This window comes from Corallococcus sp. BB11-1, assembly GCF_026626625.1.
GTDB lineage: Bacteria > Myxococcota > Myxococcia > Myxococcales > Myxococcaceae > Corallococcus > Corallococcus soli.
Genome location: NZ_JAPNJY010000031.1, coordinates 407155 through 422640 on the forward strand (window position 1 = coordinate 407155; position 15486 = coordinate 422640).

The following is a 15486-nucleotide window of genomic DNA, read 5'->3' on the forward strand; positions in this document are numbered from 1 at the left end:
TGGGATTAGTAGCGGTAGGTGTCCTGCTTGTAGGGACCGGACTTCTCCACGCCGATGTAGCTCGCCTGCTCCGGCGTCAGCTCCGTGAGCTGCGCGTTGAGCTTCTTGAGCTGGAGCCGGGCGACCTTCTCATCCAGGTGCTTGGGCAGCACGTACACCTTGCCCACCTGGTACTTGTCGCTGTGCGAGTACAGCTCGATCTGCGCGATGGTCTGGTTCGCGAACGAGCTGGACATCACGTAGCTGGGGTGGCCGGTGCCGCAGCCCAGGTTCACCAGGCGGCCCTTGGCCAGCAGGATGATGCGCTTGTTGTCCGGGAAGATGACGTGGTCGACCTGGGGCTTGATCTCCTCCCACTGGTACTTCTCCAGGGAGGCGACCTCGATCTCATTGTCGAAGTGGCCGATGTTGCACACGATGGCCTGGTCCTTCATCTTCGCCATGTGCTCGTGGGTGATGACGCTCTTGTTGCCCGTCGCGGTGACGAAGATGTCCGCCTTGTCCGCGGCGTACTCCATGGTCACGACCCGGTAGCCCTCCATCGCGGCCTGGAGCGCGCAGATGGGGTCGATCTCCGTGACCCACACCTGGGCGGACAGCGCGCGCAGCGCCTGCGCGGAGCCCTTGCCGACGTCGCCGTAGCCGGCGACGACGGCGATCTTCCCGGCGATCATCACGTCCGTGGCGCGCTTGATGCCGTCCACCAGGGACTCACGGCAGCCGTACAGGTTGTCGAACTTGCTCTTCGTCACGCTGTCGTTGACGTTGATGGCGCGGAACAGGAGCGTGCCCTTGACGGACATCTCCTGCAGGCGGTGCACGCCCGTGGTGGTCTCCTCGGTGACGCCCAGGATCTTGGCGCTCTTGCGCGAGTACCAGGTCGCGTCCTCCGCGAGCTTCGCCTTGATGGAGGCGTACAGCTCACGCTCCTCCTCGCTCTCCGGGTTCGCGATGACGCCCAGGTCCTTCTCCGCGCGCTTGCCCAGGTGCATGAGCAGGGTCGCGTCGCCGCCGTCGTCGAGGATCATGTTCGGACCCTCGTGGTCGCTGCCGGCGGGGCCGAACTCGAAGATGCGGTGGGTGAAGTCCCAGTACTCCTTGAGGGACTCGCCCTTGTGCGCGAACACCGGCGTGCCGGCCTCCACCAGCGCGGCGGCCGCGTGGTCCTGGGTGGAGAAGATGTTGCACGACGCCCAGCGGACCTCGGCGCCCAGCGCCTGGAGGGTCTCCACCAGCACCGCCGTCTGGATGGTCATGTGCAACGAGCCCGTCACGCGCGCGCCCTTCAGGGGCTGCTGCTTCGCGTACTCGTCGCGGATGGCCATGAGCGCGGGCATCTCGCTCTCGGCGATGCGGATCTCCTTGCGGCCCCAGCTGGCGAGCTTGAGGTCGGCGACGGCGTAGTCCTGCTTCTGCTGCTTGGTGGCTGCGGTCATGGAATGGCTCCGGGTCCAGGTGGCGCGCCGTCCTGGCGAGGAAGGGGTACGGCCCTCAAGCCGACTCACCCTCGCAAGAAACGCGTACAGGTGAGCGCCGTTGGGTCATTCGGCTTCGAGCCTGGGGCCGGGAGGGCCTCGCAACGCTCCTCGAAGTCGCGGTGGAAACTACGGGAAGGCGCTTCGAATTTCAAAGGGAGATTGCCGGCCCGGGGGCGGCCCCGGGTCGCACGAAGGGGTACCCTGGAGGACACCCGCTCGCTCGCCTGACGTGCCCGCCGCCACGGTGGCGGGCAGCCCAGCGGTGGCCGTCCCAGGTCCCAGGGCCCCGGCGTTGCCAGTTTCCCTGTCGGGGAGGCACGCCAATGCAGCAGGGGCCACGCACCGGGAAGCAGCCGACCATCCGGGATGATGCGACGCCGCCCGAGCCCTGGCATGCCCTCACGCCCGAGGCGGTCCTGGAGCGGCTGGGCAGCACCGCCGGGGGCCTCACGGAGGAGGCGGCCCGGGAGCGCCTGGCGCGCTTCGGCCCCAACGAGCTGAAGCGCGCGCGCGGCGACAGCGCCTGGAAGCTGCTGTGGCGGCAGATCAACAGCCCGCTCATCTGGGTGCTCATCGCCTCCGCGGTGCTGGCCATCCTGCTGGGCAAATTGACGGACGGCCTGGTGGTGGCCGCCGTCGTGGTGCTCAACACGCTCATCGGCTTCGTGCAGGAGTATCGCGCGGGCAAGGCCATCGAGGCGCTGGGCCACATGGTGCCGGAGTCCACCACCGTGGTGCGCGACGGCCGCCCGGTGGCCCTGCCCGCCTCACGGCTGGTGCCCGGCGACGTCGTGCGCCTTTCCTCCGGTGACCGCGTGCCCGCGGACCTGCGCCTGCTCCAGTCGCGCAACCTCCAGGTGGAGGAGGCCGCCCTCACCGGCGAGTCCGTCCCCTCCAGCAAGCACGTCGCGGCCGTCGCCTGGGACGCGGAGCTGGGGGACCGGGCGAGCCTCGCGTTCGGGGGCACCCTGGTGACCGCCGGCACGACGACCGCGGTGGTGGTCGCCACGGGGAGCGCCACGGAGCTGGGCCGCATCTCCCACATGCTGGAGCAGACCACCGACCTGAGCACGCCGCTCACGCGCGAGCTGGCGCGCCTGGGCCGCGTCATCACCCTGGGCATCGTCGTGCTGTCCGCGGTGCTGCTGGGGGTGGGGCTGCTGCGCGGGTATGCGTTCAGCGACGCCGTGCTGGTGTCCATCACCCTGGCGGTGGCCGCCATCCCGGAGGGGCTACCCGCCATCGTCACCATCGCCCTGGCCATTGGCGTGCAGCGCATGGCGTCCCGCCGCGCCGTCATCCGCAAGCTGCCCGCGGTGGAGACGCTGGGCAGCACCACCGTCATCTGCACGGACAAGACGGGCACCCTCACCCGCAATGAAATGACGGTGCGCGCGCTGTGGACGCCCCAGGGAACGCACGAGCTCACCGGCGTGGGCCACGCCACGGCCGGACAGCTGCTGCGCGACGGTCAGCCCCGGGACGCGCTTCCGGAGGACGTGCGCGCGCTGCTGCTCGCGAGCGTGCTCTGCAACGAGGCCGCGCTCCAGTCCCACGGGGGGCGCTGGCGGATGACGGGGGACCCCACCGAAGGCGCGCTGCTGGTCGCCGCGGAGAAGGTGGGCCTGCGCGTGAGCGACCTGCGCGCGCGCCACCCGCGCCTGGACGCCATCCCCTTCGAATCCGAACAGCAGTTCATGGCCACGCTCCATGCGGACGGGGCGGACGGCCGCCGCGACCTGTTCCTCAAGGGCGCTCCGGAGGTCGTGCTGCGCCGCTGCACGGCGGAGACGGACGTGGACGGCGTGCTGGCGGAGGTGGAGCGCCTGGCCCGGCAGGGCATGCGCGTGCTCGCGGTCGCGCGCAAGGACGCGCCCGGGGCCACGTCCCTGGGCACCGGGGACGTGGAGGGCGGCTTCACGCTGCTGGGCCTGCAGGGGATGATCGACCCGCCGCGCGAGGAGGCCGTGGAGGCGGTGAGGGGCTGCCACGCCGCCGGCATCCGCGTGAAGATGATGACCGGGGACCACCTGGCCACGGCGGAGGCCATTGGCATCCAGTTGGGCCTCCACACCCCGGAGCGTCCGGGCCTCACGGGGGCGCGCCTGTCCGAACTGGACGACGCGGCCCTGGCCACGGCGGTGGAGGACACGAACGTGTTCGCGCGCGTGGCCCCCGAACACAAGCTGCGCCTGGTGCGCGCGCTCCAGGCCCAGGGACACGTGGTGGCGATGACGGGCGACGGCGTCAACGACGCGCCCGCGCTCAAGCAGGCGAACATCGGCGTGGCCATGGGCATCACCGGCACGGCGGTGTCCCGCGAGGCCTCCGACCTGGTGCTGACGGACGACCACTTCGCCACCATCGTCTCCGCCGTGGAGGAGGGCCGCCGCGTCTACGACAACCTCATCAAGTCCCTGGCCTTCGTGCTGCCCACCAACCTGGGGCTCGCCCTCATCCTCCTGCTGGGCGTGGCCTTCTTCCCCATCCAGCAGGTGGGCGGCGTGCACGTCCCGCTGATGGTCATGCGCCCCACGCAGCTGCTGTGGATCAACCTGGTGGCCACCATCACGCTGGCGCTGCCCCTGGCCTTCGAGGCCCGCGAGCGCCACGTCATGTGCCGCCCGCCCCGCGCCCCCGACGCGCCGGTGCTCAACCGGTTCGTGGTGATGCGCACCGGGCTCGTCGCGCTGCTGATGGCCGCGGGCGCCATCGGCCTGTTCCTCTGGGACTTCAACCGACAGGCCGGGACCCGCGACGCCCTGGCCGAGGCCCAGACGATGGCGGTCAACACCGTCATCAGCTTTCAAATCTTCTACCTGTTGCTGTGCCGCACGCTGAGCGGCTCCATGCGGGAGGTGGGCCTGTTCAGCAACCGCACCGTCTTCGTGGGCATCGCCACGCTGGTGCTGCTCCAGGCCGCCTTCATGTACGTGCCCTTCTTCCAGCGCCTCTTCGGCACCGCGCCGCTGTCGCCCGTGGACATCGCCCGCTCCGTGCTGGTGGGCGCCGGCGTGCTGCCCATCGTGGGGCTGGAGAAGTGGCTGCGCTCGCGCGGCGGACGCCGCTCCGGACAGAGGGCGTCCCTCCCGCACGGCCGGGCCCGGCTGCCCGCCTGAGCCTCGCGCTTGCGCCGCGCCCCCCCAGCAGGGGGCCCGGCACGCCCCCGCGCGCCCCCCGCCCCACCGCGCCCTGGCCTGCTCGCCGTGGCTACCTTCAAGGCAACCTTCTTGTGGAGGGCTTCCCATGACCATCGCCTGCGCCACCCTGCTCTCCGACGCGTCCCGCCGCGCCTCCGAAACGGCGGTCCTCCTCGCCCGGCGGATGGGCGTCTCCCTGTGCCTGGTCCACGTGCTGCCCGGCAACGCGGTGCGGACGCTCGGGCAGCCCATCTGGGAGGCCACCCAGGCCGCGCTGCTGGAGGAGGGCCGGCGGCTGGAGGAGCTGGGCGGCGTGACCGTGGAGCGGGTGCTGCTGATGGGCGAGCCGGAGCGGGCCCTGGCGGAGCTCGTGGCGAAGCGCGGCCTCCAGGCGGTGGTGGCCGCCGCGCCGCGAAAGGACACGCCCTTCATGGGCCTGGGGGGCACCCTGGACCGGATGGCGCAGGCCCTGGAGGTGCCCCTCCTGGTAGTCCGCGATGGGACGGCGCTGGAGGCCTGGGCGCGCGGCGAGCGCTCCCTGCGGGTGATGCTGGGGGTGGACCGCTCGCGGCCGTTCGAGGTCGCGCGCGACTGGGTGAAGGGGCTGGCGCGGTTCGGTCCGCTGGACGTGCTGGGCGGCCGGGTGTTCTGGGTCTCCGAGGAGGCGGAGCGCCTGGGGCTGGTGCATCCGCACAGCTACAAGGACGTGTCGGACGAGCTGCGCGAAGCCCTCATGCGGGAGGTGTCCATGCAGTTGGAGCCGCTGCGCATGGAGGGCGTGACGGTGCGCGTGCGGCTGGAGCCGGGCCTGGGCCGCATCGCGGACCACCTGGTCGCGATGGCCTCCGATGAGCAGGTGGACCTGCTGGTGGTGGGCACGCACCACCGCAAGGCGCTCGCGCGGCTGTGGAGTGTTTCGCACCACGCGCGGCGACTGGCCACCATGTCGGTGGTGAGCGTGCCCGTGGCCGCCCCCGAGCTGGGCCAGGAGGAGGAGCTCCCCCGCGTGCGCTCGGTGCTGGCGACCACGGACTTCCTGGCGGCGGGGGACCGCGCCATCGCGTACGCCTTCGCGCTGACGCCTCCGGGGGGCACGGTGCACCTGCTGCACGTCGCACCCGCCCGCGCGACGCCGGAGCAGCTCCAGGAGGCCCGGCGCCAGTTGGAGCTGCGCGTGCCCCGCGCGGAGAAGGCGGGGACCCACCGGGTGGAGCTGTCGGTGCTGACCGGGGACGACGTGGCGGGCGTCATCACCCAGGCCGCCGAGCGCCATTGCGTGGACCTGCTCTGCCTGGGCACGCACGGCCGGGGCGGCGTGAGCCGGGTGGTGCTGGGTTCGGTGGCCCAGCAGGTGATGGCGCGCAGCGACCGGCCCACGGTGACGGTGCGCATGCCGCGCGCATGAGCGGACAGGCAGCGGCGCGTTGCATCCCGTCCTGGCGCTTCCGAGCTTCTGTGGGGAAGGCCTCCCTTCCCGCGCAGTCGCGCCAGGAGCAGACCCATGCGAGCAACCGTGTTTCGGGGCATCAACCAGGTGGGTGTGGAGGACGTCGAACGGCCGAAGGCCGGCGTGGGAGAGGCCGTCGTCCGGGTGACGCTCACCACCATCTGCGGCACCGACGTGCACATCGTCAAGGGCGAGTTCCCGGTGAAGCCGGGCCTGACGGTGGGCCATGAGATGGTGGGCGTCATCGACGAGCTGGGCGAGGGCGTCACCGGCTACCGGGTGGGCGAACGCGTGCTGGTGGGCGCCATCACGCCGTGCGGCCAGTGCCGGGGGTGCCTGGGCGGTCACCCGGCCCAGTGCGGACACGGCACCGGCATGGAGGCGGCGGGTGGATGGCGCCTGGGCAACACGATGAACGGCGTGCAGGCGGAGTACGTGCGCGTGCCCTTCGCGCAGGCCAACCTGGCGCCCATCCCGGACGGGCTGACGGATGAGCAGGTGCTGCTGCTGGCGGACATCGCGTCCACCGGCTTCAGCGGCGCGGAGTCCGGCGGCGTGCGCATCGGGGACGCGGTGGTGGTCTTCGCGCAGGGCCCCATCGGGTTGTGCGCGTCCGTGGGGGCGCGGCTCATGGGCGCGTCGCTCGTCATCGGCGTGGACGGGGACGAGACGCGGCTGGCCATGGCGGGCAAGCTGGGCGTGGACGTGGCGCTCGACTTCCGCGAACAGGACGTGGTGGCGGCGGTGAAGCGCATCACCGGCGGCGGGGTGGACGTGGCCATCGAGGCGCTGGGCACGCAGCAGACCTTCGAGAGCGCGCTGCGCACGTTGAACCCCGGCGGCACGCTGTCCAGCCTGGGCGTGTACTCCGGCAAGCTGCAGCTGCCCTACGACGCGTTCGCCGCGGGGCTGGGCGACCACCGCATCGTCACCACGCTCTGCCCGGGCGGCAAGGAGCGCATGCGGCGGCTCATGGAGGTGGTGCGCACGAAGCGCGTGGACCTCACGCCGCTGTTCACGCACCGCTTCGCGCTCAAGGACATCCGCGACGCCTACGAGCTCTTCAGCCAGCGCAAGGATGGCGTGCTCAAGGTCGCCATCCACCCGTGAGCCGGGCCCCTCCGTAGGGACGCGGCGGAATATGCGCGCGGCCCGGCGTAATCCCCTGTGAAGGCGGCATTTACCGCTCGACCTCCTCCGGGGCACCCCCATGGCGCAGCACCTCCTCCGATTCTCGCGGCTCCTCCCGGTCCTGGCCGCCTCCGTGCTGGCCGCCTGTGGTGGAGAGGACGACCCCGGCGACGACAACCCTCCCGGAGAGACCTGCGTCCGGGACGTCACCGGGAAGCAGACCGCGGCGACGACCTGGTCGCCGGGAGACGACGGCTGCGCCTACGTGGTGGAGGACGTCGTGGAGGTGAGCGGGGCGCTGACCATCGCTCCCGGGACGGTGGTCCGCTTCGGACCCGAGGCGGGCCTGCTCATCACGGAGACGGGCTCCCTCAACGCGGTGGGCACCGAAGCCAAACCCATCACCTTCACCGGGACGACGCAGACGCCGGGCTTCTGGAAGGGGCTCGCGTTCAAGTCCAACAACCCCGCCAACGTGTTGGAGCACGTGGTCATCTCCTACGCGGGCAGCGAGGACCCGTTCTGCTGCGACTTCTTCCACGGCCCCGGCGGCAAGCTGGATGCGCGGGCCGCCGTGCTGCTGGGCTCCAACTCGCGCAGCGCCGCCACCACGGTGCGCATCGCGAACACGACGATTGAGAAGAGCGGCACGCAGGGCCTCTTCGCCTTCAACAAGGCCCGGCTGCCCGGCTTCTCGCAGAACCTCTTCCGGGGCAACCTGGGCGCTCCCCTCACCGTGAGCATGTCCCTGGTGGGCGCGCTGGACAGCGCGACCGTCTACTCCGGCAACAGCGCGACCAGCCCCCAGGCCAACGGTGACAACACCGTCCACGTCCTGGCGGCGCCGGCGTCGGACTCCGGGGGAACCCAGACGCTGCGCAAGCTGGACGTGCCCTACGGCATCGCCACCGGCCTGCCGGACACGACCGTCTCCTACACCGGCGCGCTCACCATCGACCCGGGTGTCCGGCTCCAGTTCGAGGCGCAGTCCGGCCTGCGCATTGAACAGGACGGTTCGCTGGTGGCGCGGGGCACGGCGGCGGAGCCCATCGTCTTCACCGGCAGGACCGAGACGACGGGCTTCTGGAAGGGCCTCTCCTTCCGCTCCTCCAGCGGCAACAACGTCATCGCCTTCGCGCAGGTGAGCCACGGCGGCTCGGACACGTTCTGCTGCGACGCCTTCACGGACGCAGGGGACATCGTCGCCAACATCTCCGTGGGCGGCGCGGTCGACTCCTCCGGTCTGGGCCGGCTCCAGCTCACCGACACCGTCATCTCCGGGAGCCCCGCGTATGGCGTCTTCGTCTTCAAGAAGGCCACCTTCAGCGAGAGCGGCAACACGTACAGCGACAACCACCAGGACTTCGCACGCGAAAACTGAGGCGGTGCCTCCAACGCCGCTTCACCCGCCGCGCGCTGTCCCTGGAGGACGGCGCGCGGCGGTCGATTCCGCGAGCCCCCACGCGGACGGCATCGTCACCGCGGCGAAGGCGCTGTCCTGACCTTCGCGGGCTTCGCGCTCCCCGGCCACACCGAGCGCAGCGTCCCGGCGATGGCGCGCAGCGCCTCCGCCCTGGGGTGGCCCGGGCGCCACGCCAGCACCAGGGTCCTTCCCGGCACCGGCGGGGCGAAGGGCCGCACCACGAGCTGCCCCTGCCGGTTCTCCCGGGACACCGCGAGCTGGGGCAGGAGCGTGACGCTGCCGGACGCCATCACCATCTGCGCCAGCGTCGTCAGGCTGGTGGCCCGGAAGTCCACCTCGCGCGCGCCCACCCGCGTGCACAGCGCCAGCGTCTGGCTGCGGAAGCAGTGCCCATCCTCCAGCAGCAGCACGTCCTCGTCGTCCAGGTCGCGCAGCCGCACCTCCTTCTTGCGCTCCAGCGGGTGCCCCGGCGGGGCGGCGACGACGAAGGGGTCCTCCGCGATGACCTCGTGCTCCATCGCCTGGCCTTGCTCCGCGTCCAGCGCCAGCAGCGCCGCGTCCAGCCGGCCCTCGTCCATGTCACGCACCAGCACCGCCGTCTTCTCCTCGCGCAGCCGCAGGCTCAGCTTCGGGTAGCGCCTCACCAGCGCCGGCACCACCTCCGGCAGCACGTAGGGCGCCACCGTCGGGATGGCCCCCAGGTGCAGCGGGCCCGCGAACGGGTCCCCCATCCCCTCCGCCGCCTTCAGGAGATGCTCCGCCTCCGTCAGCACCCGCCGGGCCCGGGCCACCAGCGCCGTGCCCGCGGGCGTGGGCATCACCCGGCGCGCATTCCGTTCGAACAGCTTCACGCCGAGCACCGCCTCCAACTGCTGGATTTGAGCGCTCAGGGCCGGCTGGGAGACATGGCACCGCTCGGCCGCCCGCCGGAAGCCCAGCGTGTCCGCCACCGCCACCAGGTATTCGAGTTGCCGCAGGGTGATGTCGTTGAGAGAGGCCATGGACCCTCCTGAAACCGATAGGCAGGGCCTATCACTCCCATCCAAACGATGTCTTGGCCTGATTCAAGGGCGCGGCCTACTGTTCCCCCCGTTGAAGTCCCCTGAAGCCTTCACGAAGGAGAGTCCATGTCGTCCAAGCGCCCCACCCTGACCACCGAAGCGGGAGCCCCGGTCTCCGACAACCAGCACTCGCAGACGGCGGGCCCCGGCGGCCCGGTGCTGCTCCAGGACCACCACCTGCTGGAGAAGCTGGCCCGGTTCAACCGCGAGCGCATCCCGGAGCGCGTGGTGCACGCGGTGGGCTCCGGCGCCTACGGGACCTTCGAGGTGACGTCGAAGGAGGTGTCGCGCTACACGCGCATGAAGCTCTTCAGCGACGTGGGCAAGAAGACGGAGGCGTTCCTGCGCTTCTCCACCGTGGCGGGCTCCAAGGGCGCGCCGGACACGGCCCGCGACCCGCGCGGCTTCGCGGTGCGCTTCTACACGGAGGACGGCAACTGGGACCTCGTGGGCAACAACACGCCGGTGTTCTTCCTGCGCGACGGCATCAAGTTCCCGGACTTCATCCACTCGCAGAAGTACGACCCGTACACGAACTGCCAGGAGCCCGACAACGTCTGGGACTTCTTCTCCTACTCGCCAGAGGCCACGCACCAGTTCACCTGGCTCTTCGGTGACCGGGGCATCCCCGCGAGCCTGCGGCACATGGATGGTTTTGGCTCCCACACCTTCCAGTGGGTGAACGCGCAGGGCGAGCGCTTCTGGGTGAAGTTCCACTTCAAGACCGACCAGGGCATCCGCACCTTCACCACGCCGGAGGCGGAGGTCGTCGGGGGCAAGGACCCGCAGCACCACCAGCGCGACCTGTACCAGGCCATCGACCGGGGCGAGTTCCCCTCGTGGACGCTGAAGGTCCAGGTGATGCCGGAGGCGGAGGCCGTCAACTACCGCTTCAACCCGTTCGACCTCACCAAGGTGTGGCCCCACAAGGACTACCCGCTGATGGAGGTGGGCCGGCTCACGCTGAACCGCAACCCGGAGAACTTCTTCGCGGAGGTGGAGCAGGCGGCCCTGGACCCGGCGAACTTCGTGCCCGGCATCGGCCCGTCGCCGGACCGGATGCTCCAGGCGCGCCTGTTCGCCTACGGCGACGCGCACCGCTACCGGCTGGGCATCAACGGCACGCAGCTGCCGGTGAACTCGCCCCGGGGGGTGAAGGGCGGCGCGCGCAACTACGGCCGCGACGGCGCCATGCGCTTCGATGGCAACGGCGGGCGCGGCCCCAACTACGAGCCGAACAGCTTCAACGGCCCGGCGCAGACGGAGGAGGCGTCCGGCCTGGGCTACACGGTCAGCGGCCTGACGGGCACCTACGTCCACGGCAAGCACGCGGAGGACAACGACTTCGTGCAGGCCGGCGACCTGTACCGACTGATGACCGAGCCACAGAAGCAGCGACTGGTGGAGAACATCTCCGGCAGCCTCGCGCAGGTGAGTCAGGAGGACATCATCGTCCGCGCCATCTCCCACTTCCGCGCCGCGGATGAGGAGTACGGTGCCCGCATCGCCACCGCCGTGCAGCAGCTGCGCCGCGCGCGCTGAGTCCGAAAGGAACACCGCCCATGAATCCGCCCACCGACCCGAAGAATCCCCCCGCCCCTCCTGGCGCGGACGCCGACGACGCCGCCCTGATGGAGCTGGCGCGGGGCGCCTTCACGCTCGCGCGCGCGGGGGATGCCCAGCAGCTGGGCGGGCTGCTCGACGCCGGACTGCCGGTGGGCCTGCGCAACGAGCGGGGGGACTCGCTGTTGATGCTGGCCAGCTACCACGGCCACGCGGAGGCCACCCGCGTGCTCCTGGAGCGTGGGGCGGATCCGGAGCTGACCAACGACGCCGGGCAGACGCCGCTCGCGGGGGCCGCCTTCAAGGGCAACACCGCCATCGCCGCGCTGCTGCTGGACCGGGGCGCGCGCGTGGACGGCGCGGGCAGGGATGGGCGCACGGCGCTGATGTTCGCGGCCATGTTCGACAAGCTGGAGATGCTGGAGCTGCTGCTCCAGCGCGGCGCGAAGCAGGACCAGCGGGACGCGGACGGGCGCACGGCCCTGGACTACGCCCGGTCCATGGGCGCCGCGCGCACGGCCGCCCGACTGGAGTCCTGACGTCGGCGTGGGTCCGGACCGCCCGGCCCGGGAGGCACCTCCCGGGCCCGGGCTTCACGCGTTCGTGTGGCCCCAGGTGCCCGCCTCCGGCCGACCATCCGACTCCGTGTCCAGGGGCGAGTCCTCCACCAGCGAGGTGACGCTGTCGACGATGTGCTCCGCGTCGATGCCGGCCGCGCTCAGCAGCTCCTCGGGCTTGCCGGAGCCGGGCAGCTTCTTCACCGCCAGACGCACCACGGTGGGCAGCCGCGCGCGCTCGCCCGTGAAGGCCTCCAGCACCGCGTCCCCCAGGCCGCCCTCGGACCAGTGGTCCTCCACGACCAGGATGCGGCCCTGCGTTTCGCGCGCGGCCTTGCGCAGCGTCTTCACGTCCACGGGCTTCACCGAATAGAGGTCGATGACGCGCACCTGGACGCCGTCCTCCTTCAGCAGCGCGTACGCCTTGAGCGCCTCGTGCAGCGTGATGCCGGCGCCCACCACCGTCGCCACGTCCTGGTCGGACTGGCGCAGCACCTTGCACCCGCCAATGGGGAACTCCTCCGACGCGGGGTAGAGCACCGGCGTCTTCTCCCGCGTGCTGCGCAGGTAGGTGATGCCCTGGCACTCCACCAGCTGCGCCAGCAGCTTCGCGGTCTGGTTGGCGTCGCTCGGGTAGACCACGGTGCTGCCCCCCACCGCGCGCATCATGGCCAGGTCCTCCAGCGCCATCTGGGAGGGCCCGTCCTCGCCAATGGACACCCCCGCGTGGCTGCCGCACAGGTGCACCGTGGCGTTGGAGAGGGCCGCCATGCGGATCTGATCGTACGCGCGCGACAGGAAGGCCGCGAAGGTGCTCACGAAGGCGCGCTTGCCCAGCACCGCCATGCCCACCGCGGTGGACACCATGTTCTGCTCGGCGATGTACATCTCGAAGTAGCGCTGGGGGTGGGCCTTCTTGAACTCCTGCGAGTAGGTGGAGTTGGAGACCTCCGCGTCCAGCGCCACCACGTCCGGGCGCGCGGTGCCCAGCGCCAGGAGCGCGTCGCCGTAGGCCTTGCGCGTGGCCTCCTTCTGGCCGACCTCGTACGTGGGCAGCTTCAGCGCGGAGGCCGCGTCCTGGCCGGAGGGGCGCGTCGCGTCCGGCTTCTTCACCTGGATGCGCACGTCGCGCTCGCCGCCCAGCTCCTGGATGGCCTCCTTCGCCTTGTCCTCCGGGAGCGGCTTGCCGTGCCAGCCGGGCTGGTTGGCGATGAGCGAGTAGCCCTGGCCCTTCTGCGTCTTGAAGACGATGCAGGTGGGCTGGCCCTTCTTGCCCTGGGCCTCGGTGAAGGCCCGGTCGATGGCCTCCAGGTCATGCCCGTCCACGGCCACCGCGTGCCAGCCGAAGGCCCGGGCGCGGGCGAGGTACGCGTCCGCGTTCCAGCCCAGCTCCGTCTCCGTGCTCTGGCCCAGCCGGTTCATGTCGATGAGGGCGCACAGGTTGTCGAGCTGGTAGTGGCCCGCCTTGTCGAAGGCCTCCCACACGGAGCCTTCGGCGGTCTCGCTGTCCCCCATCAGCACGTAGGTGCGGAAGGGCAGCCGGTCCAACCTCGCGGCCAGCGCCATGCCCACGCCGATGGCCAGCCCCTGCCCCAGCGAGCCGGTGGCCACGTCCACGAGCGGCAGGACGTGAGGATTGGGGTGGCCTTCCAGCCGGCTGCCGAACTGGCGCAGCGTCATCAATTCCGTGTCGTCGATGGCGCCCGCCGCCTTGAACGCGGAGTAGAGGACCGGGCAGGCGTGGCCCTTGGAGAGCACGAAGCGGTCGTTGTTGGGCGCCTTCGGCTGTTGAAAGTCGAAGCGCAGGTGCTTCTGGAACAGCACCGCCACGATGTCCGCCGCGGACATGGACGAGCTGGGGTGGCCCGAGCCCGCCGCCGTGGTGCAGCGGATGCTGTCGATGCGCAGCTGCGCCGCGAGGTCCGCCAAGGTGTCCGCCATCGTGTCGCTCCCGGTCAGAGAAGGGGGCACCCCGGTGCCCTCCGTACTGTGTTGACTGACGCGGCCTGGGAGAAGCGGTCCACCCCGCCGGCCCCGGGCCCAGGCAGAATCCGCGAGTGCCCGCCCGCCCGCTCGGACATGGGGGACTGGACGTGGTCATCTTGAACGAACGCCATCCGGGAGCCTCCGCGCTCCCCCCGGAGATAGACCCATGAACCCGCTTCGACAGCTTGCCGAGCTTGGCCAATCCCTCTGGGTGGACAACCTCCAGCGCAGCTACATCACGAAGGGCACCCTGAAGAAGTTCATTGAAGAGGACGGGCTCAAGGGCCTCACCTCCAACCCCACCATCTTCCAGAAGGCGGTGTCGGGCAGCGAGGACTACCAGGACCTCTTCGACGCGGCGAAGGGCAAGGGCCTGTCCGGCAACGACCTCTATGAGCAGCTGGCGGTGCGGGACGTCCAGGGCGCGGCCGACATCCTGAAGCCGGTCTACGAGGCGACGAAGGGCCAGGACGGCTACGCGTCGCTGGAGGTGTCGCCCCGGCTCGCGCTCGACACGAAGGCGACGCTGGAGGAGGCGCGGCGGCTGTGGAAGACGCTCGCGCGCCCCAACGTGATGATCAAGGTCCCGGGCACGCTGCCGGGGCTGCCGGCCTTCGAGCAGCTCACCGCCGAAGGCATCAACGTCAACGTGACGCTGCTCTTCAGCCAGGAGCGCTACAAGGAGATCGCCGAGGCGTACGTGTCCGGCCTGGAGAAGTTCGCCGCGTCAGGCGGGGACGTGAGCCGTGTCGCGAGCGTGGCGTCGTTCTTCATCAGCCGCATCGACGCCATCGTGGACAAGGAGATTGAGAAGAAGGTGAAGGCGGGCGCCACGCCCGAGCAGCAGAAGGCGTTGGAGGGCCTGAGCGGCAAGGTGGCCATCGCCAACGCGAAGCTCGCCTACCGCACCTTCAAGCAGGTCTTCAGCGGCGCCCGGTGGGAGGCGCTCGCGAAGAAGGGCGCCAAGGTGCAGCGCGTGCTCTGGGCGAGCACCAGCACCAAGAGCCCCAAGCTGCGTGACGTGCTCTACGTGGAGGAGCTCATCGGCAAGGACACGGTGAACACCATGCCGCCCGCGACGATTGATGCCTTCCGGGACCACGGCAAGGTGCGCGCGAGCCTGGAGGAGGACCTCCCGGCCGCGGAGGCGACGATGCGCCAGTTGGAGACCTCCGGCATCTCCATGAAGACCGTCACCGACCAGCTGGCCACCGACGGCATCCGCCTGTTCGAGGAGTCCTTCGACCAGCTCCTGTCCGCCGTGGGCGAGAAGCTGGCGAAGACCTAGCGCGGCGGCTGCACCGCCAGCGGTGGGGGCTCCGCGTGCTCGCGGACCTCGAAGGCGCCCAGGTTCGCCAGGGGGCCTTCCAGCGCGGGCCCCGCTTCACCGTGCGCGGCTGGCCGCGCGAAGCTTCAGGACATCGCGCTTCTCCAGCGTAGGAGGCAGGCCGACACCGGACAGGAAAGGCAGGCATCGCGGTGTCCGGAAACACTCGCACCTCCTCGGCGTGCTCCTTGAAGGACAATTCCTTGCACATGACCTTCCGAACGCTTCGCGTCGGAAGGAGAAGACAATGCAGGTCAGGAATTGGGGTGCCCTGGGATGGCTGGGGCTGGCGGTCGCGGGGTGTGGGGGAGAGTTCCCTCCTGTCTCTCCCGAAGGAGAAGGCTCTCGCCAGGTGACGGCCCAGGCGTGTCCT

General features: G+C 70.7%; 10 protein-coding genes and 1 riboswitch. Of the genes, 7 read left to right on the forward strand and 3 right to left on the reverse strand.

The window, feature by feature from the left end:
* Window positions 1–5 precede the first annotated feature (5 nt).
* The gene (ahcY, locus tag OV207_RS27750; RefSeq protein WP_267558070.1) at window positions 6–1436 is read right to left on the reverse strand and encodes an adenosylhomocysteinase; all 1431 of its coding nucleotides are present in this window, start codon (window positions 1434–1436) and stop codon (window positions 6–8) included.
* Window positions 1437–1521: 85 nt separating this feature from the next.
* A riboswitch (S-adenosyl-L-homocysteine riboswitch) is annotated at window positions 1522–1594 on the reverse strand.
* 207 nt (window positions 1595–1801) lie between these two features.
* Between ahcY and OV207_RS27755 the strand changes: the two genes are divergently transcribed.
* The 4 genes from OV207_RS27755 (at window position 1802) to OV207_RS27770 (ending at window position 8577) form a co-directional block, all read left to right on the forward strand.
* Complete coding sequence (locus tag OV207_RS27755) at window positions 1802–4597, forward strand: cation-translocating P-type ATPase (RefSeq protein ID WP_267558071.1); 2796 nt, start codon at window positions 1802–1804, stop codon at window positions 4595–4597.
* 127 nt (window positions 4598–4724) lie between these two features.
* The gene (locus OV207_RS27760; RefSeq protein ID WP_267558072.1) at window positions 4725–6023 is read left to right on the forward strand and encodes a universal stress protein; all 1299 of its coding nucleotides are present in this window, start codon (window positions 4725–4727) and stop codon (window positions 6021–6023) included.
* Between the two features lie 96 nt (window positions 6024–6119).
* The gene (locus OV207_RS27765) at window positions 6120–7175 is read left to right on the forward strand and encodes a zinc-binding dehydrogenase (protein WP_267558073.1); all 1056 of its coding nucleotides are present in this window, start codon (window positions 6120–6122) and stop codon (window positions 7173–7175) included.
* Window positions 7176–7275: 100 nt separating this feature from the next.
* Entirely contained in the window at window positions 7276–8577 is a 1302-nt protein-coding gene (locus OV207_RS27770) for a hypothetical protein (RefSeq protein ID WP_267558074.1), read from the forward strand.
* A gap of 95 nt (window positions 8578–8672) precedes the next feature.
* Here the strand turns inward: OV207_RS27770 and OV207_RS27775 are convergent, their stop codons facing one another.
* Window positions 8673–9620, reverse strand: a complete 948-nt coding sequence (locus tag OV207_RS27775) for a LysR substrate-binding domain-containing protein (RefSeq protein WP_267558075.1) — start codon at window positions 9618–9620, stop codon at window positions 8673–8675.
* A gap of 126 nt (window positions 9621–9746) precedes the next feature.
* On the opposite strand from OV207_RS27775, the gene OV207_RS27780 reads away from it, so the two are divergent.
* Window positions 9747–11222, forward strand: a complete 1476-nt coding sequence (locus OV207_RS27780; protein WP_193428900.1) for a catalase — start codon at window positions 9747–9749, stop codon at window positions 11220–11222.
* A gap of 20 nt (window positions 11223–11242) precedes the next feature.
* Complete coding sequence (locus OV207_RS27785; protein ID WP_267558076.1) at window positions 11243–11782, forward strand: ankyrin repeat domain-containing protein; 540 nt, start codon at window positions 11243–11245, stop codon at window positions 11780–11782.
* Window positions 11783–11836: 54 nt separating this feature from the next.
* On the opposite strand, the gene OV207_RS27790 is transcribed toward OV207_RS27785, so the two are convergent.
* Entirely contained in the window at window positions 11837–13741 is a 1905-nt protein-coding gene (locus OV207_RS27790) for a transketolase (protein WP_267558077.1), read from the reverse strand.
* 211 nt (window positions 13742–13952) lie between these two features.
* Here OV207_RS27790 and tal point away from each other — a divergent pair, with 211 nt between their 5' ends.
* On the forward strand, window positions 13953–15074 hold the full coding sequence (gene tal / locus OV207_RS27795) for a transaldolase (RefSeq protein WP_267558078.1): 1122 nt from the start codon (window positions 13953–13955) through the stop codon (window positions 15072–15074).
* Window positions 15075–15486: the final 412 nt, after the last annotated feature.

Bases quoted from the DNA above. Each gene is read 5' to 3' on its own strand.
- OV207_RS27755 (WP_267558071.1), top strand. From the start codon at position 1,802: ATGCAGCAGGGGCCACGCACCGGGAAGCAGCCGACCATCCGGGATGAT.
- OV207_RS27780 (WP_193428900.1), top strand. From the start codon at position 9,747: ATGTCGTCCAAGCGCCCCACCCTGACCACCGAAGCGGGAGCCCCGGTC.
- OV207_RS27785 (WP_267558076.1), top strand. From the start codon at position 11,243: ATGAATCCGCCCACCGACCCGAAGAATCCCCCCGCCCCTCCTGGCGCG.
- OV207_RS27770 (WP_267558074.1), top strand. From the start codon at position 7,276: ATGGCGCAGCACCTCCTCCGATTCTCGCGGCTCCTCCCGGTCCTGGCC.
- ahcY (WP_267558070.1), bottom strand. From the start codon at position 1,436: ATGACCGCAGCCACCAAGCAGCAGAAGCAGGACTACGCCGTCGCCGAC.
- OV207_RS27765 (WP_267558073.1), top strand. From the start codon at position 6,120: ATGCGAGCAACCGTGTTTCGGGGCATCAACCAGGTGGGTGTGGAGGAC.
- tal (WP_267558078.1), top strand. From the start codon at position 13,953: ATGAACCCGCTTCGACAGCTTGCCGAGCTTGGCCAATCCCTCTGGGTG.
- OV207_RS27790 (WP_267558077.1), bottom strand. From the start codon at position 13,741: ATGGCGGACACCTTGGCGGACCTCGCGGCGCAGCTGCGCATCGACAGC.
- OV207_RS27760 (WP_267558072.1), top strand. From the start codon at position 4,725: ATGACCATCGCCTGCGCCACCCTGCTCTCCGACGCGTCCCGCCGCGCC.
- OV207_RS27775 (WP_267558075.1), bottom strand. From the start codon at position 9,620: ATGGCCTCTCTCAACGACATCACCCTGCGGCAACTCGAATACCTGGTG.